Genomic DNA, 20,459 nt, shown 5'->3' with positions numbered 1-20,459 from the left:
GGAAAGCCGCCCATGGGCGGTTCGCTGCGACGTTCGGCCAGCGCGGGAGCGGGCCGGCGCACCTCGTCGGCGAAGGACGGGCGCGCGGGCCGCGGCGGCGGCTCTGGCATTTGCGGTTCGGGATGATCCAGCAGTTCGGGCCGCGGCGCTTCGTCGGCCCAGCCGCCGGCATCGGGCATCGGGGCAAGGCGCGGCGGCTCGGCGGCGTTGGGACGCTGGGGGATCTGGTCGCGGCCATGCGCGGCGCGAACGATGTTGGGCTCGACGACGATGTCGGTGGGGCCGCCGATCATCAGCAGGTGCTCGACATTGTCGCGCCGGACCAGCACCAGGCGACGCCTTCCGTCGACCGCGGCGGCATCGATCACGGCGAGCCGGGGCATCCTGCCGCGCTGGGTGTTGGCACCGAGCCGGCTGCCGGCGAATCGGCGAACCAGCCAAGCAGCGACACCGATCAACGCCAGAACGACGATGAACGCGACGATGAAGGTGATAGGGCTGCCTTGCATACTTGTCCCCGACAAATGGCGCTATTCTCGTGCCCATGGTCGGATCTGCCAACCACCGGCTTAACGATGCCCCAAACTGCGATTTCTTAACGTCCCACGGCAAGTTTTGCCGTCCCCAACTCTTAATAACCTATGAATCGCTCGATCCAAAACGACTTCTTGGCCTGTGCATGCGCCGCCAAATGGTTGGGTTAATGCCACTTTTGGAGACGTAGAATCACGGGGCGCAAAATCCTGTCCCGCGGAGAGACCGACGCCGGGAGCGTCCTTAACCAGCTGTTAACCATACACGCGGCAAATTCTGCCTAGCTTCGGACCTCAGAGGTCCGCAAGAGGCGGAAGGAGCCGCGACGATGTCCATCAACGACCTCCCGGTGCTGTCGGCGCTTCGCACCAAGATGCAGTGGCATCAGGAACGCCAACGCGTCCTGTCCGAGAACGTCTCCAATTCCGACACGCCCAAATTCCGGCCGCGCGACCTGGTCGAGCCGAAACTCGACAAGGCCGGGGCGGTCACGGGCTCGATGGGGCCCTTGGCGCTCACCCGCACCAGCGGATCGCACATGACGCCCTCGGGGGCGGCTTCCGGTTTCGACCAGAACAGGAACGCGGGTTTCGAGACCCGCCCCGCGGGCAATGCCGTTAATCTCGAAGAGGAGATGATGAAGGCCGCCAGCAACCAGATGGACTACGCGGCGGCGACCTCGCTCTATTCGAAGAGCCTGCATCTGCTCAAGACTGCGATCGGCAAGGGCTAGCCGCATGATCTTCGGAACAGAACGACTCGAGGAGGCGCATCATGGCCAATGACAGCAGCGACTTCGCCCGCTCGATGGCGATCGCGACCTCCGGTCTGCGGGCGCAAGCCGGCCGCATGCGGGTGATCTCGGAAAACATCGCGAACGCGGATTCGACCGCGCAGACATCGGGCGGCGATCCCTACCGCCGCAAGGTTCCGACCTTCTCCTCCGCGCTCGACCGCACGCTCGACGCGCAGGTCGTGACCCTCGGCAAGATCAAGCCCGACCAGTCCAACTTCCGCGTCAAATACGAGCCGAACAATCCGGTCGCCGACGCCAGCGGCAACGTCAAATATCCGAACGTGAACTCGGTGGTCGAGATGACCGACATGCGCGACGCGCAGCGGTCCTACGAGGCCAATCTCAACATCATCAGTGCGACGCGCCGGATGATCCAGCGCACGCTCGACATCCTCAAGAGCTGAACAGGACAATTGAGCCATGGCATCACCGTCAGTCGCCGCCAACGCCTATGCCAACCTCGCCCGCGTGCTGGAAAACACCGGCGCCGGTGCCGGCAAAGGCACCGAGGCCAGCGGGCAATCCTTCGCCTCGATGCTGAAGGACGCCGTCGGCAGCGTCATGGAGTCCGGCCGCAAGTCGGACGCGCAGACGGTGGCGATGGCCGCCGGCAAGGCCAACGTGATGGACGTGGTGACGGCGGTCGCCGACACCGACGTCGCGGTGTCCACGCTGGTCTCGGTCCGCGACCGCGTGATCGCGGCCTATGAAGACATCATGAAGATGCCGATCTGATTTTCGGCACTGGCGCTCGCCTCGATCGTGATTGCGAGCGCAGCGAAGCAATCCAGAGTCTTTCTGCAGCGGCAGTCTGGATTGCTTCGTCGCTAAGGGCTCCTCGCAAAGACGGGGAGGGGCCGGGTGTTCCTCGCCAGATTGGTTGGGGATGAAAGTGAACAAGGAATTCTGCACATGACCGGCCCCGAAACCCTCGACGTCGCGCGCGATGCGATCTGGACCATCGTGATCGTGTCCTCGCCCCTGATGGTGGTGGGTCTGGTCGTCGGTGTCATCGTGTCGCTGTTCCAGGCGCTGACGCAGATCCAGGAACAGACGCTGATCTACGTGCCGAAGATCCTCGCCATCTTTGCCACGATGCTGCTGGCGCTGCCGTTCATGGCCGACGCGCTGCATTCCCACATGCTGCGGATCTCGTCGCGAATCATCGGCGGCTGAGGCAAGATGCGGCAATTATGCGCATCGACGTCTCGCTGCTGCCGGCGCTCGCCGCTTCCTTCATGCTCGCCTTCGCCCGGGTCGGCGCGATGGTAATGCTGTTGCCCGGTCTCGGCGAAACCAATATTCCGACGCGGATCAAGCTGTCGATCGCGCTGCTGCTGACGCTGATCATCCTGCCGCTGCACCGCAACGCCTACCAGGTCGACATGGGCTCGCTGGCGCCGCTGCTGGTCCTCTTGCTGCATGAGATCGCGATCGGCATCGTGCTGGGCGCGACCGCGCGCGTGACGCTGTCGGCGCTGCAGGTCGCGGGCTCGGTGATCGCGCAGCAAATGGGGCTCGGCTTCGTCACCTCGGTCGATCCGACGCAGGGGCAGCAGGGCGTGCTGGTCGGCAACTTCCTGACCATGCTGGGCGTGACGCTGCTGTTCGCCACCGACAGCCATCATCTGGTGATCGCGGCGCTGAACGACAGCTATACGATCTTCTCGCCGGGCGAGACCGTGTCGAGCGGCGACGTCGCGTCGCTCGCAACGCGCGCCTTTGCCGCCGCGTTTCGCTTGGGGCTGCAGCTGTCGGGGCCGTTCCTGGTGTTCGGCCTGGTCTTCAACATCGGGCTCGGCGTGCTGGCGCGGCTGATGCCGCAGATGCAGGTGTATTTCGTCGGCGTGCCGCTCTCGATCTTCGCAGGCTTCCTGGTGCTTGCCGTGGTGCTGACGGCGATGATGGGCACCTATCTGGATTACTTCATCGGTGTCATGCACCAGATGATGCCGTTGAAATAAGAGGGGTCGATGGCGGAAGACAACGATCCAGAGAGTCAAACAGAAGACCCGACACAAAAGCGTCTGGACGATGCGCTCGAACGCGGCGACGTCGCCAAGAGCCAGGAGATCAACACCTGGTTCATGATGGCGGGCGGCACGCTCGTGGTCTCGACCTTCTCGGGCTCGGTGGGCAGCGGCCTCCTGACGCCGATGCGCAACCTGCTTGCCAATTCCTGGATGATCAAGACCGACGGCAAGGCGCTGCTGGCGCTGATGCAGCACATCGAATTCGCCATTCTCGCGGCGATCGGCGTGCCGCTGTTGATGCTGATGCTGGCGGCGATCGCCGGCAACATGCTCCAGCATCGCCTGGTCTGGTCGGCCGAATCCCTGACACCGAAATTCAGCAAGATCTCGCCCGGCGCCGGCTTCAAGCGCATCTTCGGCAAGCAGGCTGCGGCGAATTTTCTCAAAGGCATCGGCAAGCTGGTGCTGCTCGGCGTGGTCATGACCATGATCCTGTGGCCGGAGCACCATCGCATGGAGGCGATGGTCCGGCTCGATCCGGCCGCCATGCTCGGCGCCAGCACCAGCATGACCGTTCACCTGCTCGGCGCGGTGGTCGCGGCGCTCGCGATCGTCGCCATCGCCGATTACTTCTTCCAGTACCGCAGCTGGTTCCAGCGGCAGAAGATGTCGCTCCAGGAGATCAAGGAAGAGTTCAAGCAGTCCGAAGGCGATCCGCACATCAAGGGCAAGCTCAGGCAGTTGCGCCAGCAGCGCTCCAAGAAGCGCATGATGGCGGCGGTTCCCAAGGCCTCGGTGATCATCACCAACCCGACCCACTATTCGGTGGCGCTGTCCTACGAGCGCGGCATGACGGCTCCGATCTGCGTCGCCAAGGGCGTCGACAACCTCGCCTTCAAGATCCGGGAGATCGCCCGCGAGCACGATATCCCGATCGTGGAGAACGTGCCGCTGGCCCGCGCGCTCTACGCCACCGTCGAGATCGATCAGGAAATCCCGGCCGAGCACTATCATGCGGTCGCCGAGGTGATCGGCTACGTCATGCGGCTGAAACAGGGATTCCGCGCCGGACGCGGCTAAAACCCCCGAAAAGGTCCGGAAATGGCTGTAATCTGGGAATCAGCGTACCTTTCAACATGGCTGCCCTTGCACCTCGGGGTCCTGATGAGGCAGGGATGGCCCGTGCGCGCGGCAGCGCGTTGATTCTCTGCCAACAGGCTGCGCCAGCTCGATATGACTGCTGAGACCGACCACGACCTCACACGCGAGCCCGTTGCGGCGCACGAGCCGTCGCCGCGCTCGGGCAGCATTGCGCTGGTGCTGCTGGTGGCCGCCGGCCTCGTCGCCGTCGCCGTCGGGCTGATGACGCTCGGGCGCGCGCAGGCGCAGCCCTATATTCTCGGCATCCTCGCCGTGCTGGCGATGGTCGGCCTGTTCAACCTGTTCGCCTTCGCCGCCGGCATCATCCGCTTCGCCGACCGCAACCTCGATGATCCCATCATTCGCCGCATTTCCGATCACGCGTTCGACGGGCTCGCGGTCACTGATAGCCGCGGTCACGTGGTCTATTCCAATGCCGCCTATCTGACGCTGACCGGCGCCAGCGGTGCGCAGGACGTGCGCCCGGTGGAACGCGTCTTCATCGGCAATCCCGACGTTTCCGAAGCCGTGTTCCGGCTGCTGAAGGCTGCCCGCGAAGGCAAGCGCCAGCAGGAAGAGGTGCGCATCTCCGGCCATGACGGCAGCCAGGGCCGCTGGCTGCGCATGCGCGTGCGTCCGCTCGGCACGGAAAAGCGCGAGGCGAAATACGCGGTGTGGTCGATCGCCGACATCACCCGCGACCGCGAGCGCCAGGAGGACGTGTTCCAGGAGCTCCAGCACGCCATCGAATATCTCGATCACGCTCCCTGCGGCTTCTTCTCGGTCAATCCGGCCGGCGAGCTCGCTTACGTCAACGCGACGCTGGCGAACTGGCTCGACTACGACCTCGCCGAGATCGGCTCGGGCGGGTTGAAGCTGACCGACATCGTCTCCGGCGACGGCGCCTCGCTGTTGACCTCGATCGTGGCGGTGCCGGGCGAAGTGAAGACGGAGGTCTTCGACATCGACCTGCGCATGCGCACCGGCAAGACCATGCCGGTGCGGCTCTATCACAAGCTCGCCTTCGGCGCCGACGGCGCGCCGGGCCCCTCGCGCACCCTCGTCATAAGCCGTGCCCGCGACGAGCGCAGCGATCCGGATCGTGCCGCCGAAGTGCGCTTCATGCGCTTCTTCGACCACACGCCGATGGCGATCGCGACCGTCGATCGGGCCGGCAACGTGGTGCGCGCCAATGCGCGCTATGCCAAGCTCGGCCAGGCGCTCGGGCTCGACAGCGCCTCCAAGTCGATCTTCCGCGCGGTCAATTCGCGCGACCGGCACCTCCTGATCGCGGCCATCAACCAGGCCGCCGATGGCCAGGCCGACGTCGCGCCGGTCGAGGTGGCGCTGGAGGGACCTCGGGAACGCTGGGGCCAGTTCTTCGTCACGCCGGTCGATGCCGCCGAGAACGAGGCGGAAGCCGCCATCGTGCACATGCTCGAGACCACCGAGCGGCGCGCGCTGGAGAACCAGATCAACCAGTCACAGAAGATGGAGACCGTCGGCCAGCTCGCCGGCGGCATCGCCCACGACTTCAACAACGTGCTCTCCGCCATCATGATGGCGAACGACTTCCTGCTGAACGCGCACAAGCCGACCGACCCGTCGTTCCAGGACATCATGCAGATCAAGCAGAACGCGACGCGCGCCGCGACGCTGGTGCGGCAGTTGCTGGCGTTCTCGCGGCGGCAGACGCTGCGGCCGCAGGTGCTCGATCTCGGCGACGCCTTGAGCGATCTTGCGATGCTGCTGCGCCGGCTGATCGGCGAGAAGGTCAAGCACGAGACCATCCACGGCCGCGATCTCTGGCCGGTCAAGGTCGACGTCTCCCAGTTCGAGCAGGTGATCGTCAATCTCGCGGTCAATGCCCGCGACGCCATGCCGGACGGCGGCAAGCTGATCATCCGCACCGCCAACGTCACCGCCGAGGAAGCGGCCAAGCTCGCCTACAAGGGCATGCCGGCCGCGGACTATGTCCGGATCGAGGTCTCCGACACCGGCACCGGCATTCCCGCCGACATCCGCGACAAGATTTTCGAGCCGTTCTTCTCGACCAAGGAAGTCGGCAAGGGCACCGGCCTTGGCCTTTCCACGGTCTACGGCATCGTCAAGCAGACCGGCGGTTTCATCTACGTCGATTCCGAGCCGGGCCAGGGCACCTCGTTCCAGATCTTCCTGCCGCGCCATCATGCCGAGCCTGAAGCGCAGGTCGAGCAGCCGGCGGCCGCGGTCAGCGCGACCAACGGTGCCGCGAAGGAAGCTGCGCCCGTCGAAGCCAAGCCGCGCACCGATCTCACCGGGCAGGGCACCATCCTGCTGGTCGAGGACGAAGAGGGCCTGCGCGCGTTGAACGCACGTGGCCTGCGCTCGCGTGGCTATACCGTGGTCGAAGCCGAGAACGGCGTCGAGGCCATGGAGGTGCTGGAGGAGCAGAGCGGTGGCATCGATCTCGTCGTCTCCGACGTCGTGATGCCCGAGATGGACGGCCCGACGCTGCTCAAGGCGATGCGCGAGAAGAATCCCGACATCAAGTTCATCTTCGTCTCCGGCTATGCCGAGGACGCCTTCGAGAAGAGCCTGCCCGAGGGCCAGCAGTTCGACTTCCTGCCAAAACCGTTCACGCTCAGCCAGCTCGTGGCGGCGGTGAAGGAGACGATGACGAAGCAGGGGTGAGGTTTCGCGAGAAGCTCGCGATGAGGGGGAGGGGCGGAAATCTCCCCCGAAACCGCCGGTAGCCGGTGACCACGGTTCCCCCGCCACCCGGCCAAGCCCCCGCCAAATATGGGCTTTTGCCACATCCCCGCGACTGAGGGCCGCAGCTGCAAGTTCCCAAACACACTTCACTTTTTGGGAAGTCTGCCCATCTTAGGGGCACGTCCCCATGCCGGGGATTTGGGAAACGCACATGAATTTCTCGCTACGCTCCCGCAATCTCTTCAAGACGCTCGCCGTCATGCTGGCGCTTGCGCTGCCGACAGCGCTCGTCATTTCGTCTGCCGACGCGCGCGTCGGCGGCGGCGGCTCGTCGGGCTCACGCGGCTCGCGCACCTTTTCGGCGCCCCCCTCGACCTCCACGGCGCCGGGCTCGGCCTCGCAGTTCAACCGTACCTACACCCAGCCGGGTGCAGGCATGAACTCGGCTGCGACCGCGCCCGCGCGCGGCGGCCTGTTCGGCGGCCGTGCCGGCGGCTTCATGGGCGGCCTTGCGGCCGGCTTCCTCGGCGCCGGCCTGCTCGGCATGCTGTTCGGCGGCGGCCTGTTTGGCGGCCTCGGCGGCCTGTCCTCGATCCTCGGCCTGATCATCCAGATCGTGCTGGTGGTGCTGGTGGTGCGGCTGGCGATGTCCTGGTGGCAGCGCCGTCACACGCCGCAGGCGGCTTATGCCAATGCCGACGCAGGCGCGGCTTCCGGACCGCAGCCGAACCAGCGCAGCGGCCTCGGTGGCGGTCTTGGTGGCTTCGGCTTCGGTGCCAATGCCAACAACGCGCCGCTCGAGATCAAGCCGGACGATTACGAATCGTTCGAGCGCCTGCTCGGTGAGATCCAGACCGCCTGGTCGAACGAGGACGTGGCCAAGCTGCACACGCTCGCGACGCCGGAAATGGTCTCCTATTTCGAGCAGGACCTCGGCCAGAACCGCGCACGCAACGTCGTCAACAAGGTGACCAACGTCAAGCTGCTGCAGGGCGACCTCGCCGAAGCCTGGCGCGAAGGCGAGACCGACTACGCCACGGTGGCGCTGCGCTTTGCGCTCACCGACAAGACGCTGGACCGCAACAGCGGCGCGGTCGTCGCCGGCAGCGAGCAGCCGGGTGAAGTCACCGAGGTCTGGACGTTTGCCCGCCGCCCCGGCAGCGGCTGGGAATTGTCGGCGATCCAGCAGACCAACTGATCGCAAGCGATCGAACGAGACAGGGCGTCGTGCTTCCGGCACGGCGCCCTTTTTCTTTTCGGCGTCTCGCATCGCCGCCTCGGAATAAGCGGGCGCGCCTCGGGTTGAAATCAGGCGGTCAACGACAAGCAACGGGAGGACGAGATGATCCGCATTGAAAGAACCGTGACGATTTCAGGCCTCGCGCTCGCCAAGGCTGTATTTGTAATGGCCTTGCTGGCGACGCCCTCGGCGCAAGCGCAGTCGGCCGACATGACGTTCTTCGTGACCTCCAATGGCCCGGGCAAGGGCGCCGATCTCGGCGGCCTCGAGGGAGCCGATGCGCACTGCGCGCGGCTCGCGCAAGGCGCCGGCGCGCCGTCTGGCAAGACCTGGCGCGCTTACCTCTCAACGCAGGCCGTCGACGGCAAGCCGGCCGTCAACGCCAAGGATCGCATCGGCAAGGGACCGTGGCAGAACGCCAAGGGCGCCGTGATCGCCAAGGATGTCGCCGAGCTGCACGGCTCCGCCAACAACCTCACCAAGCAGACTGCGCTCAGCGAGAAGGGCGAGGTCATCAACGGCCGCGGTGATACGCCGAACCGGCACGACATCCTGACGGGAACGCAGCCCGACGGCACCGCATTCGCGGCCGGTGACGACAAGACCTGCAAGAACTGGACATCGAGCACGCAAGGCGCGGCGATGGTCGGCCACGCCGATCGCCAGGGCCTGCGCGACGACGAGCCGTCAAAGTCCTGGAACAGCTCGCACCCCTCGCGCGGTCCCGACGGCGGCTGCTCGCAGGCCGACCTGAAGAGCACCGGCGGCGACGGGCTGCTGTATTGTTTCGCGGCAAACTGAACTGAGGCACCAAGTTCTCTCCTCCGTCATTGCGAGCGGAGCCAAGCAATCCAGAATCCTTCCGCAGAGGCGGACTGGATTGCTTCCGCCTTCCAAGGCTTCGGCGGATAAGGCGCTGCGCTCGCAATGACGCGTGGGCTGCGCGAGCGCTCCGTCTCACTCTCACGGAACCTCCGGCCACATGCTACATTGGTCCGATCGCTCCCACGCTGACGGACCTCTCCCATGAAATACGAGCTCTACTACTGGCCCGAGATCCAGGGCCGCGGCGAATATGTGCGGCTGGCGCTGGAGGAGGCTGGCGCGGCCTATGTCGACGTCGCGCGCGGTTCGCGCGGGACGGCTGCCATGATGAAGATGATGGACGTGCAGAAGGGCACGCCACCCTTTGCGCCGCCGTTCCTGAAAGCGGGCAAGCTCGTCATCGGCCAGACCGCCAATATCCTGCTCTATCTCGGCAGCCGGCACGGTCTCGCGCCGAAGACGGAGGCCGGAAGACTCTGGGTACACCAGCTCCAGCTCACGATCACCGACCTCGTGGTCGAGATCCACGACACCCATCATCCGCTCGGACCCTCGCTCTATTACGAGGACCAGAAGCCGCCCGCGAAGAAGCGCACGGCCGATTTCTGGGACGAGCGGGTGCCGAAATATCTCGGCTATTTCGAGCAGCTTCTCGACGAGAACGGCGGCGCTTACGTCACCGGCCGCAGGCTGACCTATGTCGACCTCTCGCTATTCCAGATCGTCGCGGGGCTGCGCTATGCCTTTCCCAAGCGCATGAAGGCGTTCGAGACGGACATCCCTAGCCTCGTTGCCCTGCACGACCGGGTCGCCGAGCGGCCGAACATCAAGACCTATCTCGCAAGCCCGCGCCGCATCCCCTTCAACGAGCAGGGCATCTTCCGCCGCTACAAGGAGCTCGATAATTAGCCGGTCCGGAGGGAGGCTGGCGGCAGCCCCCGTTCCGGACCGGCCGCTTCGGGCGCGATCAAGCGCCCGAACGCGTCGTGGCCGGGGAGCATCCGTGAACGCTCCGGCGCAGGCCGCTTGTCTGGATCATCGGAGACGGGTGAAAGATCGTGCTCGTCGGGGCAGGGTGGCTTGCAGAACATCGTCGTCTCCCGTCGCAAAGGTGCGGTTCCCTTAGCGGGACTCGCTTGCTGCGACGTCAGTCGATCGGAGGAGGCGGAAGAGATTTTGATGTGGTGGCGCCTTCACCAGACGCCCGGCAGCAGGCGATAGCGCACCCGTGATGCGTAGTCGGCGTAGCCCGGCAGACCCTCGCGCAGGGTGCGCTCCTCGATGCCGATGCGGATCGCGAACAAGGCGGCGAAGACCGGGACCATCACAAGCCCCCACCACGAGCCCAGCAGCAACGGCACGCCGGTGAAGAACAGGATCATGCCGCTATACATGGGATGACGCACATGGGCGTAGGGGCCGCTCGAGATCACGTGTTGCGCGCGCTCGGCTTGCAGCTTCACCACGGGGGCAGCGAATGAATTCTCGCGGAAGACCCACATCGTGAACGATGTCGAGGCCAGGAACAGCGCGAAGCCGACAGCCTGGAGCGCGACCGGCATGTCGGACGATTGAATGCGCCTGTCGACGCCGATCAGTGCCAGCCAGGCCAACATCGCAACCACGAAGACGCTCATGAACACCTTGTCGGCGGCGGGCTGGTCCTTTTGCAGGACCGGCCGCAGACGCTCGGCGAGCAGCGCCGGATCGATCCGGTAGAGCCACCAGCCGCAGAGCGGGCCGAGCAGGGTGCAGGTCGCGAGGAACGCCCAGGCCGATGGCCAGCGCAAGGTCCCTGCGGATGCGAACAGCAGCGCGCCCATCGCGACGGTGGTGATGGTGTTCTGCAGCAGCAGTCTGGCGATCATGGTCGATCTCGTCCCATCGCACGCTGGCGCATGGATGGCATTTGTTTCCGGCAAACATGCGGCCGCGACGCGAGAGGGATTGGGGGTCAGACCTTGATCGGCGGCGTAAAGGCCGCGATGAGCCGAACCAGATCCGCCTGCCGTTTGGTTCCGGTCTTGACGAAGATCCGCGCAAGATGGGTCTTGATGGTCGTTTCGGCGATGCCCATGCTTCTGGCGACGTCAGGAACCCCGCCGATCTCGACAATGGACAGGAAGACGCGCAGCTCGGTCGGCGTCAGCTTGAACAGCTTGCGGATCAGGTCGGGCGCGACGATCGTGTCCAGGGCGGCCTTGCTGACGAACAGCACGGCGCAGGCGTCGTAGCTGGCCCCGAATCTCTGCCGGCGCCCGGCGGTCAGAGGCAGCAGATGCCCGACATAATGCGAGCCGTCGCGGGCCGCCAGATGCAGCGAGATGCTCGCGCTCGTCATCGCCCGGTCGCCGAGAACCGTGCCCGCCAGCGCCTGCCGTAGCACACGATCGGCATTCGGATCGGACGTCACGAGCCGGCCGCGGACCGAACGAAGCACGTCGGCCTCGTCCAGGATCTCGCGCGCGCTCGCATTGAAATGCGTGATGTGACCCTCGGCATCGAGCAGCAGCACGGCGGTTCGCAGCGCGTCGAGCGTGCGGACCGAATTCGTCTCGAATGCGTCCTGCTGCTGCAGCTTCTGTCTGACCAGCATGGCTCGCTGCACGTGCGGCGCGAAGTGGGAGATCACTTGGTACATCCTGCGGTCGACAGGGCCGCCGGCCCTCATGATCGAGAGGCGGGATATTCCCTCGGCGGATTTGTCCAGCAGGATATTGGCGGCGTCTTCGAGGCCCTGCGGCTTCGTCCATTCGTTGTAGAACATGGTGGTGCGGAATTCGTCGGCGTCGATCCAGTCCCTGATGGTCTGGATCTGGCCGACCGGGGCATGCAGCACCGCGCGCGACGGATCGAACGGCTCGTAGGTTTCGATGTAGGACTGAATATAGGCGGGGTCGACGCCGACGGCATGCGCGATCACGGGCTCGCCGGCGGCTCCGATCCGGACCAGGCCGCCGCTCTGGCCGCCGGCCATGTCGACGATGCTACGAAGCGTCGCCGGCCACCGCGAATCGTCGAGCGCGGCATCGTAGATGTCCGCGACCAGCGACAGCTGCTGTTCGGTCATTTCCATCGGCTTGTTCCACAAACGCATGTATGGGCTCGTTCGCCCTCACAGATGACACGCCGGATGTGGAAATTTGATGAGCCGGATCACACTTCAAACCGCGCTCCGAGCTGGAGGCGGCGGACCGCTAGTCCCCCCTGTGCGAAGGGAAATCATCGCGCAACCGGCCGCGATGCGTCCGGACGCGAGACAAGCCCGATCGACAGGATCGGGCGGTCCGTCGTCGCACGGCGCGATCAGGCGAGCTGATCGATCCGCGTGCCCTGGCCCGGCGGCAGCGGCGCGGGCGGCTGCGGCTTGTAGGTCGGGTCGGCGTCCTTGGTCTTGGTCTGGTCGTCCTGCTGCTTGGTCGTGTCGTAGCTCGGTACCACGATCGCGATCGGCGGCGGTGCCACGGTAGAAACCTTCATCCGCAAATCCTCACACATGGAAACAATTCAGTCTGCGCCGTGAGGAGCGAAAATTCCTTCAAGCCAATCGTTAAAATGCGAGGGATCTGGCTGCGCTCGCAATGACGGAGTGTATGGCGAGCGGCGTCGCGATGCGTGCGCCGCAAGCATGCGGAACGAGCGGCCTTGCCCCTTCTATTCGTCCTTGCCGCGCGTGATGGCGATGGACGCGTCCTTCTTGGTGCGGGTGCATTCCATGTTGAGGCGCCGATAGCGCATGCTGATCTTGTCGCCGCGGAGCAGGCCCATCCGCTTCAGGCAGCGTGTCGCGCCCGTCGTGGTATCGTCCTTGGTGACGGTGAAGACGATCGCGGCCATCGATCCCACCAGTGCATAGAATTCCGGCGTGGGCTTGCGATCGCCCTTGGCATAGAGCTCGATGGAATATTTGTCGCCGCGGCAGCCGACCGACAGCTCCTTGGCAGCGGGATGCGTGAGGTAGACGACGTTGGCGGCCCGGAAATTCACTTTCAGGCGGTCGACCTGGTTCGCCAGCTCCTTGGCGCTGTCGTCGCAGCGATCGGCGCGCGCGGGCGAGGTGAGGGTCACAAGGCCGGTGATGGCGGCGGCGAGCAGGATCGCGCCGCGGACGTTCAAGTTCAATGTCATGATGAAAAGCCCCTTAGGGCGCACATTCAAGCGTCGTCGGACGCGAAGTGCAAGGGTGGGATCTGGCCTTTCCACGTGCTGCGCCAATGCCTTCCCGAGCCCTGGCCGCCCTCTCTGATGCGTGTCGGGTCCCTTCCTTTTCGGTGCAAAATGGGCTTAGAACGCTTCTACGCGAGGGCCGGCCCGTGGCCCCAAACCCCTGGATTCGCCCATGAACGCTCCCACCGCCTTCCCCGACCAGTCCAAGCCCGTTCCGCCCTACAAGCACACCCCGCTGTTCCCGCTGGGCAAGGACGAGACGCCCTACAAGAAGATCACGGCCGAGGGCGTCCGGGTCGAGAAGGTGCTGGGCAAGGACATGCTGGTGGTGTCGCGCGAGGCGCTGCGGGCGTTGTCGGAGGCGGCTTTCGGCGACATCAACCATTACCTCCGCCCCGGCCATCTGAAGCAGCTCCGCGCGATCCTGGAGGACGGCGAGGCGAGCCCCAACGACAAGTTCGTCGCGCTGGACTTTTTGAAGAACGCCAACATCGCGGCCGGCGGTGTGCTGCCGATGTGCCAGGACACCGGCACCGCGATCATCATGGGCAAGAAGGGCTGCAACGTCATCACCGACGGCGACGACGAGGCGGCGCTGTCGGAAGGCGCGCGCGATGCTTACCTGCGCCGCAACCTGCGCTACTCGCAGGTCGCGCCGCTTTCGATGTACGAGGAAAAGAACACCGCCAACAACATGCCGGCGCAGTGCGAGATCTACGCCGAAGGCGATGACGCCTACAAGTTCATGTTCATGGCGAAGGGCGGCGGTTCCGCCAACAAGAGCTTCCTGTTCCAGGCGACGCCCTCGGTGCTGACCAAGGACCGGCTGCTCGCGTTCCTGAAGGAGAAGATCCTCACCCTCGGCACCGCGGCGTGCCCGCCCTATCACCTCGCCATCGTGATCGGCGGCACCTCGGCCGAGCTCTGCATGAAGACGGTGAAGCTCGCCTCCGCGCGCTATCTCGACGCGCTGCCGACCCACGGCTCGCCCGACGGCAACGCCTTCCGCGACGTCGAGATGGAGAAGGAAATCCACAGGATGACGCAAAGCTTGGGAGTCGGCGCGCAGTTCGGCGGCAAATATTTCTGCCACGACGTGCGCGTGATCCGCATGCCGCGTCATGGCGCATCGCTGCCGATCGGGCTTGGCGTGTCCTGTTCGGCCGACCGTCAGGTGCTCGGCAAGATCACCAAGGACGGCGTCTATCTCGAAGAGCTCGAGCACAATCCGGCGCAGTACCTGCCCGAGGTCGAAGAGGCGCTCGGCGGCGAGGTCGTCAAGATCGACCTCAATCAGCCCATGAAGGACATCCTGGCGACGTTCTCCAAGCATCCGATCAAGACGCGGGTCTCGATGACCGGCACCATGATCGTGGCGCGCGACAGCGCACACGCCAAGCTGCGCGAGCGGCTGGAGAAGGGCGAGCCGCTGCCGGATTACTTCAAGAACCACCCGGTCTATTACGCCGGTCCCGCCAAGACGCCCGAAGGCTACGCCTCCGGCGCGTTCGGTCCGACCACTGCGGGGCGCATGGATTCCTTCGTCGACCAGTTCCAGGCCGCCGGCGGCTCCATGGTGATGGTGGCCAAGGGCAATCGGGCACCTGCCGTGCGCGAGGCCTGCAAGAAGTATGGCGGCTTCTATCTCGGCTCGATCGGCGGCGCGGCGGCGAACCTTGCCGAGCACTGCATCAAGAAGGTCGAGGTGCTCGAATATCCCGAGCTCGGCATGGAAGCGATCTGGCGCATCGAAGTCGTCGACTTCCCGGCGTTCATCATCATCGACGACAAGGGCAACGACTTCTTCAAGGAGTTGAATCTGGGCTGAGTCGGCGTTCCCCGGACGCTGCGCAGCATGAAATGCTGCGCTGCTGATCCGGGGTCCAGGCGGGCGCATGGGTCCCGGCTCTGCGGAGCAGCGTTGCACGCTGCACCGCGTCCGGGACACGAGCGTGGTGTTAGCTCGCTCTATCTCCCTAACTGCAAGTCGTGACCTGGTTCGAGCACAACGCGCGCCACCAGCCGCGGACGCCGTCGTGGCTCTCGACCAGGCCCCAATAGCCGCTGCAGGCGAGAATGCGCTTCGGTCCGCCGTCACCGTCGATCGGGCCGCCGAGCTCGCGCTGCGCCGGCATCCATTTGGCGTCGACGAAGGGCGCCTGAAACAGGCCGCCGGCGCGCGTGCCGCCATTCGCGTAGTTCGCGCCGACCTTGTTGGAAGCAACCCAGCCGCGCCCGGCATAGGGCTTTGGCGCGTTGCGCGGATATCGCTTCTCGTCCTCGTAGTCCTTGCCCGGTGGCTTGGCTCCTTCGATCAGAAACCAGCCGTCCTTGAAGCCGATGATGCGGAATTCGGTGAGCCAGCCGCCATCGGGCGTGTTCTCGGCGCCACCGAGCTTGAGCCGATAGGGCGGCGGCAGCGTGCCGAGCACGCGCGCTTTCACCGACGGCTCGGCGCACGTTGAGGCCGCCCGGATCCTTGTCGACCGACCATGCGCCGAGACTGCAGGGCTCGGTGCCCTCGGGAAGTGTTGAGCGCTTTGCGGCGAGATCGGCGTGCAACGTTGCGAAATCGGTGTCGTCGTTGCCGGGATCGCTGCGCGGCTGCAACTCGGCTGACACTGCGCGTGTCGCATCCGCCGTCAGCGTGACGACGAGGGCCTGACGCGCGGCGAACACGCTGGCCGGTGTCTTCGGATCGTTTGATGTTGCCGGATAGACGGCGAGGTAACCGGTCGCACCTTCAGTACGATAGGCGTGGCCTGCGACGTAGCCCGCCGGCACCAGGGCGAGCGCGCTTGCGCGCCACGCCGGTTCGCTGTCATCCGCGCGCGCCGCTTGGGTCGCGACGCACAGCATCGTCACCGCGATGAGACGGAGCACGCGCATGACGGCTGCGCGGCCTTACGCGCGAGCGCCCGTGAAGGGGAAGCTGCCCATCGGGCCGATGCCCATCTCGCCGCTGATGCTGTCGCCGGAGACGGTGCCGGTGAATTCGAGCGTGAGCGGCATCGGCTTGTCGATCGAGACCTTCCAGGAGACGTTGTCGCCGGAGACGGTGCCGTCGAAAATCTCGGTGGTATTGCCTTCCGCGCCCTGCGTGCCCGTCAGCGTGCTGCCGGCCGCCTTCAGGCTCAGCGTCGCCTGGCGCTCGCCCATCGGCGTCGTCATGGTCAGATTCCAGTTGCCGTCTACGGCCATTCCCGTCTCCCGAACAAATCCCGGCGGACCGCGACCATCCGCGGCCAGTCCTTGAGCGAGCCTATATCCCAACTCGCAGCTCCTGCCTAACCCCTGCGATCGGACATTTAAGCGCGGGCCGCGGCGCGTTTCCGGCTGGTGACGATGAGCCGGAGCACAACGTATTGAATGGCGAAGGCGAGGATCTTGGCGCCGCCGGCGACCACCGTGAGATAGAACGCCCACAGCTTCAGATCGCCGGTGGAGGCGACGGCGATCATGCCGATGCCGATCACGAACATCAGCCCCGCCCAGGCATAGCCTGCAGCCGTCACATATTCCGGAACGGTCTCGACGACGATCGGCGGCATGTAGCGCAGCATCCAGCCGCGCTTGAGCATGATCGCGCCGATCGCGAAGTGCGCGATCGAAGGCTTTGCCAGCATGAAGCGGGGATCGTTGGTCAGCAGCGTGATGGTGCCCAGCACGACGACGAGCGCGAGGCTCGCATAGGTCATGTAGTTGAGCTGGTGCCCCTTGACGCGGGCATAGACCACCTGCGCGACCGCGCCGGCGACCGCCACCGAGGTTGCCAGGACGACGTTGTCGGTGACGAGGTAGATGACCAGGAAGACGATGGCGGAGAGGAAGTCGGAGGCGAGGCGGGCGAATACGGCCTTCATCGTCGATCCTGTTCAGCGGGCGTTGGGCAATGCGCGGGCGGGCGTACCGTACTTGATCTGGCGATACCCGGGATACCATTTTGTGAAATAGATCGCGCTGTTGCGCGCGGCAAAGGCGACCGCAAGGCTCGACCAGAGCGGCAGGCCGGGAACATAGAGCAGCACGAGATTGGCGGCCGCCATCAACAGCGCGGCCAAGGTCCAGGCGCCGGTGATGACGTAATTGGCCGTGAGAAAGCCGGGCATGGCCGCGGTCTCGGCCGGCACCGATTCAAGCGCATATTGCAGCGTGAAGGGACGGCGGACCAGGAGCGAGCCGAGCGAGATGATGAAGACGCCGAGATCGACTGCCAGCTTGACACCGAGCGTGCCGAGCTGCGGGTCGAGTAGCGCGAGATAGAGGCCGATGCCGGCGAACACGACAGCCGAGCCTGCGGCCAGCATCTTCACCGAGCGACCGCAAGCCACGTCGATCGCGACGGTGACGAGGCAGATCGCGGAGGCCGCGAACACGCTCACCCCGGCCGACGTCACCAGCATCAGGAAGCTGTAAGCGCCGTAGGGCGCGAGGATCAGGAAAATCGTCATGGGCCGCCTCGGTCAGGCCAATCTTTACGATGTAAAGATCAATAATTCAAGCGCGGCGCCGGGTCAAGCGAAATCTTTACAGTGTCAAAATGACGTAGGCGACGTGTAGAAGCTGAATGGCCGCAATGGCTTGCTCGGAAGCCTCCTCCGCCAATTCCGTCCAGGGCAGGTGCGACAGGATCGGAAGCGCGCAGGCGATCGCGAGGCCGAGGGCGAGCAGGACGCCGCCGTTGAAGATGACCTGGCCTCTCCGGGCTGGGCCGCTCCGCCGCAGCCGTATCATCTGGGCGGCAGCCATTGCACAGATCAGGGCGAAGACGGCGAGGACGTCTGCGGTGAGCGAGGGCATCTGATAGGCCTCTTTGATGACGTTTGACGGGCGCTACTGCGCGTTCACCCAATTGCCGTGAAATCCGTCGGGCACGCGATGGCCGAGCTGCACCAGGGCGACGGGGCCTGCCTCGACATCGGTGGCGTTGAACACTGCGAGGTCGCTGCGGTTCTCGCGCGCCCGCCAGACCACCGCGAGCAGCCAGCCGTCGCCCTCGGTCGCATCCTTCGATCGCTCGACGAATACGGGTTCTGAGATGGTATCGCCGGCGGGGAGCAGATATTGGCCGAGCCGCCTGCCATTGCCATCGACATGGACGACGCCGGAGAGCGCGCCGAACATCGGCAGTTTCGGATTGGCGCAGGCGTACCAGCCGTGGCGGTTCTTCAGCCCGGCGCGGCGGTCGTCGATGCGCGGGAATTCGCCGGTGAGATCGTCGAGGTAGGTCTGCTGGAAGCGATCGGTGTTGCCCGACAGATCGAAGGTCCAGCGGCAGTGCCGGGCGCGCGACTTCTCCGGATCGGTCGGCCGGCCGTCGGGATGCGGAAACAACGGCGCTTCCTCGAACTGCATGACGTCGGCGACGATGCGGTTGTCGTCCTCCCACGCATTCATGATGTGGAAGACGTAGCAGGCTTCACCGCGAAACCAGACAATGTCCTTTGCCGTGCCGCTCCGCTTCATCACCCCGACATAGGCGCCCTTGTCCGGCTCCCAGGCGTAGGGCGGCCGTCCGCTCATCGCCCGCTCCATGCTGCCGGTGATCGGCAGGATCGGAAACAGCACATGGTTCGCGGTGACGATGAAGTCGTGCACCATGCTGGCATAGGGCGCCTCGAACCGTTCGAAGCGCGTCGCCTTGCCGGAGGCATCGATCGAGCCGTAGGAGAGGGCAGGCGTCAGCGGACCCGCCGCGTTGTAGCCGAAGAACACCAGCTCGCCGGTGACGGGATCGATCTTCGGATGCGCGGTGAAGCTGCCGGCAACGCGGCCCTGATAGTTGTGATAGCCGCGCGTCGCCAGCGTGCCCGGCTCGATCTCGGTCGGCAGATGCGCTTCTTCGAGCGCCAGCAGCTTGCCGGCGTGGAAGATGATGTTGGTGTTGGCGACGCCGCCGTCGGTGAGATCAGCCGGGGCATCCGGCAGCTTGCGGCCGAAGCCGCCGAACAAGGCGCGGCCGGCATCGTGCTCGGCCAGCCATTTCGGCGTGCGGACCCAGCGATTGCGATAGCTGGCGCGGCCGTTCTCGAGGTGGAACGCATGCAGCATGCCGTCGCCGACGAACCAATGCGCCCCGGGAGAATCGAACTGCGGATTGGGGCCGTTGCGATAGAGCACGCCGTTCAGCTCGCGCGGCAGCTCGCCGATGACCTTGAGGAATGGCGCGTCCGCTTCGAACGGGATCGGCGCGATGTTGTTGCGGCGCTCGGCGACGGCGTCGTGCTGCACGGCATATCCTCCCTATCTTTACATCGTAAAGATCAGATAACGCCGATTGTCGTTTCGGTCAAGCGAAATCTTTACACTGTCAATATTGCGTCATATAGCTTGCAAATGGCCAAGACAGACACCAAGAGCGAAACCGCGCGACGCCCGCGTGCCCCCAGAAGAGCGACATCGACCGCGGCATCGCGTCCCTCGCGCCGCGCAGCGAGTGCGAAGTCCGAGACGCCCTATCATCATGGTGCGCTGCGTGAGGCGCTGCTCCAGGCCGCCGAACGGGTGCTGGAACGGGAGGGGCTCTCCGGCCTCACCTTGCGCGCGGTGGCGCGCGAGGCGGGCGTCTCGCATGCCGCGCCAACCCATCATTTCGGTGATCTCACCGGGCTCCTCAGCGAGCTTGCGGCCGTCGGCTTCCGTCAATTCAACGCCGCGATGGCCTCGTCCTCGGACGCGGCCAGCACCCCGCTCGAACGCGCCCTGGCGCGGCCGAAGGCCTATGTCGCCTACGCGCAGGCTCATCCGGGCATGTACGGCATCATGTTCCGCACCGAGCGGCTCGATTATTCCAGGCCCGCGCTGCACGAAGCGGCCGAGGCTTCTTTCGCCGGACTTGCGAATGCCATCGGCGCGATGCGGCAGGAGCAGATCAGCGAAGATGCGCTGACGCTGAACCAGGGCGCGGCGATCGCGCGTGCCTGGTCGATGGTGCACGGCTTCACCACGCTGCTGCTTGACGGACGGCTCGCGGATATTTTGGGCCGTTTGCCCGAGGGCACCACGGCCGAACGCCTGCTCGAGGCGATGCTGACGGCGCCCATCGCGGGAAAGCCGTCCGGCGTCTGATCAACAGTCGAGCGCAACTCTT

The 20,459-nt window shown here is 65.3% G+C and carries 22 protein-coding genes and 1 pseudogene; 12 read left to right on the top strand and 11 right to left on the bottom strand.

What is annotated here, in order from left to right; all coding sequences use genetic code 11:
- Positions 1–509, bottom strand: a 509-nt coding sequence (locus SE92_RS34885; protein WP_198172593.1) for a flagellar biosynthetic protein FliO, incomplete at its 3' end; no start/stop codon positions are given.
- 353 nt (positions 510–862) lie between these two features.
- Here SE92_RS34885 and flgB point away from each other — a divergent pair.
- The 10 genes from flgB (at position 863) to SE92_RS09270 (ending at position 10,111) form a co-directional block, all read left to right on the top strand.
- Positions 863–1,267 (top strand): flagellar basal body rod protein FlgB, encoded by a 405-nt coding sequence (gene flgB / locus SE92_RS09315; RefSeq protein WP_063195431.1) that lies wholly within the window; start codon positions 863–865, stop codon positions 1,265–1,267.
- A 41-nt stretch (positions 1,268–1,308) separates the two neighbouring features.
- Positions 1,309–1,734 carry a flagellar basal body rod protein FlgC gene (gene flgC / locus SE92_RS09310; protein WP_063195430.1) on the top strand — a complete coding sequence of 142 codons (426 nt, stop codon included), beginning with the start codon at positions 1,309–1,311 and terminating at the stop codon, positions 1,732–1,734.
- Positions 1,735–1,750: 16 nt separating this feature from the next.
- Positions 1,751–2,065 (top strand): flagellar hook-basal body complex protein FliE, encoded by a 315-nt coding sequence (fliE, locus tag SE92_RS09305; protein ID WP_063195429.1) that lies wholly within the window; start codon positions 1,751–1,753, stop codon positions 2,063–2,065.
- A 177-nt stretch (positions 2,066–2,242) separates the two neighbouring features.
- A complete protein-coding gene (gene fliQ, locus SE92_RS09300; RefSeq protein ID WP_015684971.1) occupies positions 2,243–2,506 on the top strand; it encodes a flagellar biosynthesis protein FliQ in 264 nt (87 codons plus the stop codon).
- A 17-nt stretch (positions 2,507–2,523) separates the two neighbouring features.
- Positions 2,524–3,294, top strand: coding sequence for a flagellar biosynthetic protein FliR (gene fliR, locus SE92_RS09295; RefSeq protein WP_063195428.1), 771 nt, complete (start codon positions 2,524–2,526; stop codon positions 3,292–3,294).
- Between the two features lie 9 nt (positions 3,295–3,303).
- A complete protein-coding gene (flhB, locus tag SE92_RS09290; RefSeq protein ID WP_063195427.1) occupies positions 3,304–4,383 on the top strand; it encodes a flagellar biosynthesis protein FlhB in 1,080 nt (359 codons plus the stop codon).
- A 153-nt stretch (positions 4,384–4,536) separates the two neighbouring features.
- On the top strand, positions 4,537–7,116 hold the full coding sequence (gene cckA / locus SE92_RS09285) for a cell cycle histidine kinase CckA (RefSeq protein ID WP_063195426.1): 2,580 nt from the start codon (positions 4,537–4,539) through the stop codon (positions 7,114–7,116).
- 208 nt (positions 7,117–7,324) lie between these two features.
- On the top strand, positions 7,325–8,335 hold the full coding sequence (locus tag SE92_RS09280) for a Tim44 domain-containing protein (protein ID WP_063195425.1): 1,011 nt from the start codon (positions 7,325–7,327) through the stop codon (positions 8,333–8,335).
- A 144-nt stretch (positions 8,336–8,479) separates the two neighbouring features.
- Positions 8,480–9,178, top strand: a complete 699-nt coding sequence (locus SE92_RS09275; RefSeq protein WP_063195424.1) for a lectin — start codon at positions 8,480–8,482, stop codon at positions 9,176–9,178.
- A gap of 225 nt (positions 9,179–9,403) precedes the next feature.
- Positions 9,404–10,111, top strand: coding sequence for a glutathione S-transferase (locus tag SE92_RS09270; RefSeq protein WP_063195423.1), 708 nt, complete (start codon positions 9,404–9,406; stop codon positions 10,109–10,111).
- 284 nt (positions 10,112–10,395) lie between these two features.
- Here SE92_RS09270 and SE92_RS09265 read toward each other — a convergent pair whose 3' ends face one another.
- The 4 genes from SE92_RS09265 to SE92_RS09255 form a co-directional block, all read right to left on the bottom strand.
- Entirely contained in the window at positions 10,396–11,070 is a 675-nt protein-coding gene (locus SE92_RS09265; protein ID WP_063195422.1) for a methyltransferase family protein, read from the bottom strand.
- Positions 11,071–11,156: 86 nt separating this feature from the next.
- Complete coding sequence (locus SE92_RS09260) at positions 11,157–12,278, bottom strand: helix-turn-helix transcriptional regulator (RefSeq protein WP_063195421.1); 1,122 nt, start codon at positions 12,276–12,278, stop codon at positions 11,157–11,159.
- Between the two features lie 230 nt (positions 12,279–12,508).
- Positions 12,509–12,682, bottom strand: a complete 174-nt coding sequence (locus tag SE92_RS36560) for a hypothetical protein (RefSeq protein ID WP_018321873.1) — start codon at positions 12,680–12,682, stop codon at positions 12,509–12,511.
- 174 nt (positions 12,683–12,856) lie between these two features.
- Positions 12,857–13,330, bottom strand: coding sequence for a hypothetical protein (locus tag SE92_RS09255; protein ID WP_063195420.1), 474 nt, complete (start codon positions 13,328–13,330; stop codon positions 12,857–12,859).
- A 211-nt stretch (positions 13,331–13,541) separates the two neighbouring features.
- Here SE92_RS09255 and SE92_RS09250 point away from each other — a divergent pair, with 211 nt between their 5' ends.
- On the top strand, positions 13,542–15,197 hold the full coding sequence (locus SE92_RS09250; RefSeq protein ID WP_063195419.1) for a fumarate hydratase: 1,656 nt from the start codon (positions 13,542–13,544) through the stop codon (positions 15,195–15,197).
- Positions 15,198–15,345: 148 nt separating this feature from the next.
- Here SE92_RS09250 and SE92_RS37450 read toward each other — a convergent pair.
- The 6 genes and pseudogenes from SE92_RS37450 to SE92_RS09220 form a co-directional block, all read right to left on the bottom strand.
- Positions 15,346–16,258: pseudogene (locus SE92_RS37450) on the bottom strand (SH3 domain-containing protein).
- A gap of 15 nt (positions 16,259–16,273) precedes the next feature.
- The gene (locus SE92_RS09240) at positions 16,274–16,570 is read right to left on the bottom strand and encodes a hypothetical protein (protein WP_063195418.1); all 297 of its coding nucleotides are present in this window, start codon (positions 16,568–16,570) and stop codon (positions 16,274–16,276) included.
- A gap of 107 nt (positions 16,571–16,677) precedes the next feature.
- Positions 16,678–17,232, bottom strand: a complete 555-nt coding sequence (locus SE92_RS09235) for an inner membrane-spanning protein YciB (protein WP_063195417.1) — start codon at positions 17,230–17,232, stop codon at positions 16,678–16,680.
- A gap of 12 nt (positions 17,233–17,244) precedes the next feature.
- Entirely contained in the window at positions 17,245–17,820 is a 576-nt protein-coding gene (locus tag SE92_RS09230; protein ID WP_063195416.1) for a hypothetical protein, read from the bottom strand.
- Positions 17,821–17,896: 76 nt separating this feature from the next.
- A complete protein-coding gene (locus SE92_RS09225; protein ID WP_063195415.1) occupies positions 17,897–18,169 on the bottom strand; it encodes a hypothetical protein in 273 nt (90 codons plus the stop codon).
- 33 nt (positions 18,170–18,202) lie between these two features.
- Positions 18,203–19,600, bottom strand: a complete 1,398-nt coding sequence (locus tag SE92_RS09220; protein WP_063195414.1) for a carotenoid oxygenase family protein — start codon at positions 19,598–19,600, stop codon at positions 18,203–18,205.
- A gap of 105 nt (positions 19,601–19,705) precedes the next feature.
- On the opposite strand from SE92_RS09220, the gene SE92_RS09215 reads away from it, so the two are divergent.
- Positions 19,706–20,437, top strand: a complete 732-nt coding sequence (locus SE92_RS09215; RefSeq protein WP_063195413.1) for a TetR/AcrR family transcriptional regulator — start codon at positions 19,706–19,708, stop codon at positions 20,435–20,437.
- Positions 20,438–20,459 lie beyond the last annotated feature (22 nt).

Origin of the sequence: Bradyrhizobium sp. AT1, assembly GCF_001590795.1 — a bacterium.
Classification (GTDB): domain Bacteria; phylum Pseudomonadota; class Alphaproteobacteria; order Rhizobiales; family Xanthobacteraceae; genus Bradyrhizobium.
This window is presented reverse-complemented; position numbering and strand designations above follow the sequence as displayed.

Coding starts and splice junctions, on each gene's coding strand:
- flgB (WP_063195431.1), top strand. CDS start 863: ATGTCCATCAACGACCTCCCGGTGCTGTCGGCGCTTCGCACCAAGATG.
- flgC (WP_063195430.1), top strand. CDS start 1,309: ATGGCCAATGACAGCAGCGACTTCGCCCGCTCGATGGCGATCGCGACC.
- fliE (WP_063195429.1), top strand. CDS start 1,751: ATGGCATCACCGTCAGTCGCCGCCAACGCCTATGCCAACCTCGCCCGC.
- fliQ (WP_015684971.1), top strand. CDS start 2,243: ATGACCGGCCCCGAAACCCTCGACGTCGCGCGCGATGCGATCTGGACC.
- fliR (WP_063195428.1), top strand. CDS start 2,524: ATGCGCATCGACGTCTCGCTGCTGCCGGCGCTCGCCGCTTCCTTCATG.
- flhB (WP_063195427.1), top strand. CDS start 3,304: ATGGCGGAAGACAACGATCCAGAGAGTCAAACAGAAGACCCGACACAA.
- cckA (WP_063195426.1), top strand. CDS start 4,537: ATGACTGCTGAGACCGACCACGACCTCACACGCGAGCCCGTTGCGGCG.
- SE92_RS09280 (WP_063195425.1), top strand. CDS start 7,325: ATGCCGGGGATTTGGGAAACGCACATGAATTTCTCGCTACGCTCCCGC.
- SE92_RS09275 (WP_063195424.1), top strand. CDS start 8,480: ATGATCCGCATTGAAAGAACCGTGACGATTTCAGGCCTCGCGCTCGCC.
- SE92_RS09270 (WP_063195423.1), top strand. CDS start 9,404: ATGAAATACGAGCTCTACTACTGGCCCGAGATCCAGGGCCGCGGCGAA.
- SE92_RS09265 (WP_063195422.1), bottom strand. CDS start 11,070: ATGATCGCCAGACTGCTGCTGCAGAACACCATCACCACCGTCGCGATG.
- SE92_RS09260 (WP_063195421.1), bottom strand. CDS start 12,278: ATGGAAATGACCGAACAGCAGCTGTCGCTGGTCGCGGACATCTACGAT.
- SE92_RS36560 (WP_018321873.1), bottom strand. CDS start 12,682: ATGAAGGTTTCTACCGTGGCACCGCCGCCGATCGCGATCGTGGTACCG.
- SE92_RS09255 (WP_063195420.1), bottom strand. CDS start 13,330: ATGACATTGAACTTGAACGTCCGCGGCGCGATCCTGCTCGCCGCCGCC.
- SE92_RS09250 (WP_063195419.1), top strand. CDS start 13,542: ATGAACGCTCCCACCGCCTTCCCCGACCAGTCCAAGCCCGTTCCGCCC.
- SE92_RS09240 (WP_063195418.1), bottom strand. CDS start 16,570: ATGGCCGTAGACGGCAACTGGAATCTGACCATGACGACGCCGATGGGC.
- SE92_RS09235 (WP_063195417.1), bottom strand. CDS start 17,232: ATGAAGGCCGTATTCGCCCGCCTCGCCTCCGACTTCCTCTCCGCCATC.
- SE92_RS09230 (WP_063195416.1), bottom strand. CDS start 17,820: ATGACGATTTTCCTGATCCTCGCGCCCTACGGCGCTTACAGCTTCCTG.
- SE92_RS09225 (WP_063195415.1), bottom strand. CDS start 18,169: ATGCCCTCGCTCACCGCAGACGTCCTCGCCGTCTTCGCCCTGATCTGT.
- SE92_RS09215 (WP_063195413.1), top strand. CDS start 19,706: ATGGCCAAGACAGACACCAAGAGCGAAACCGCGCGACGCCCGCGTGCC.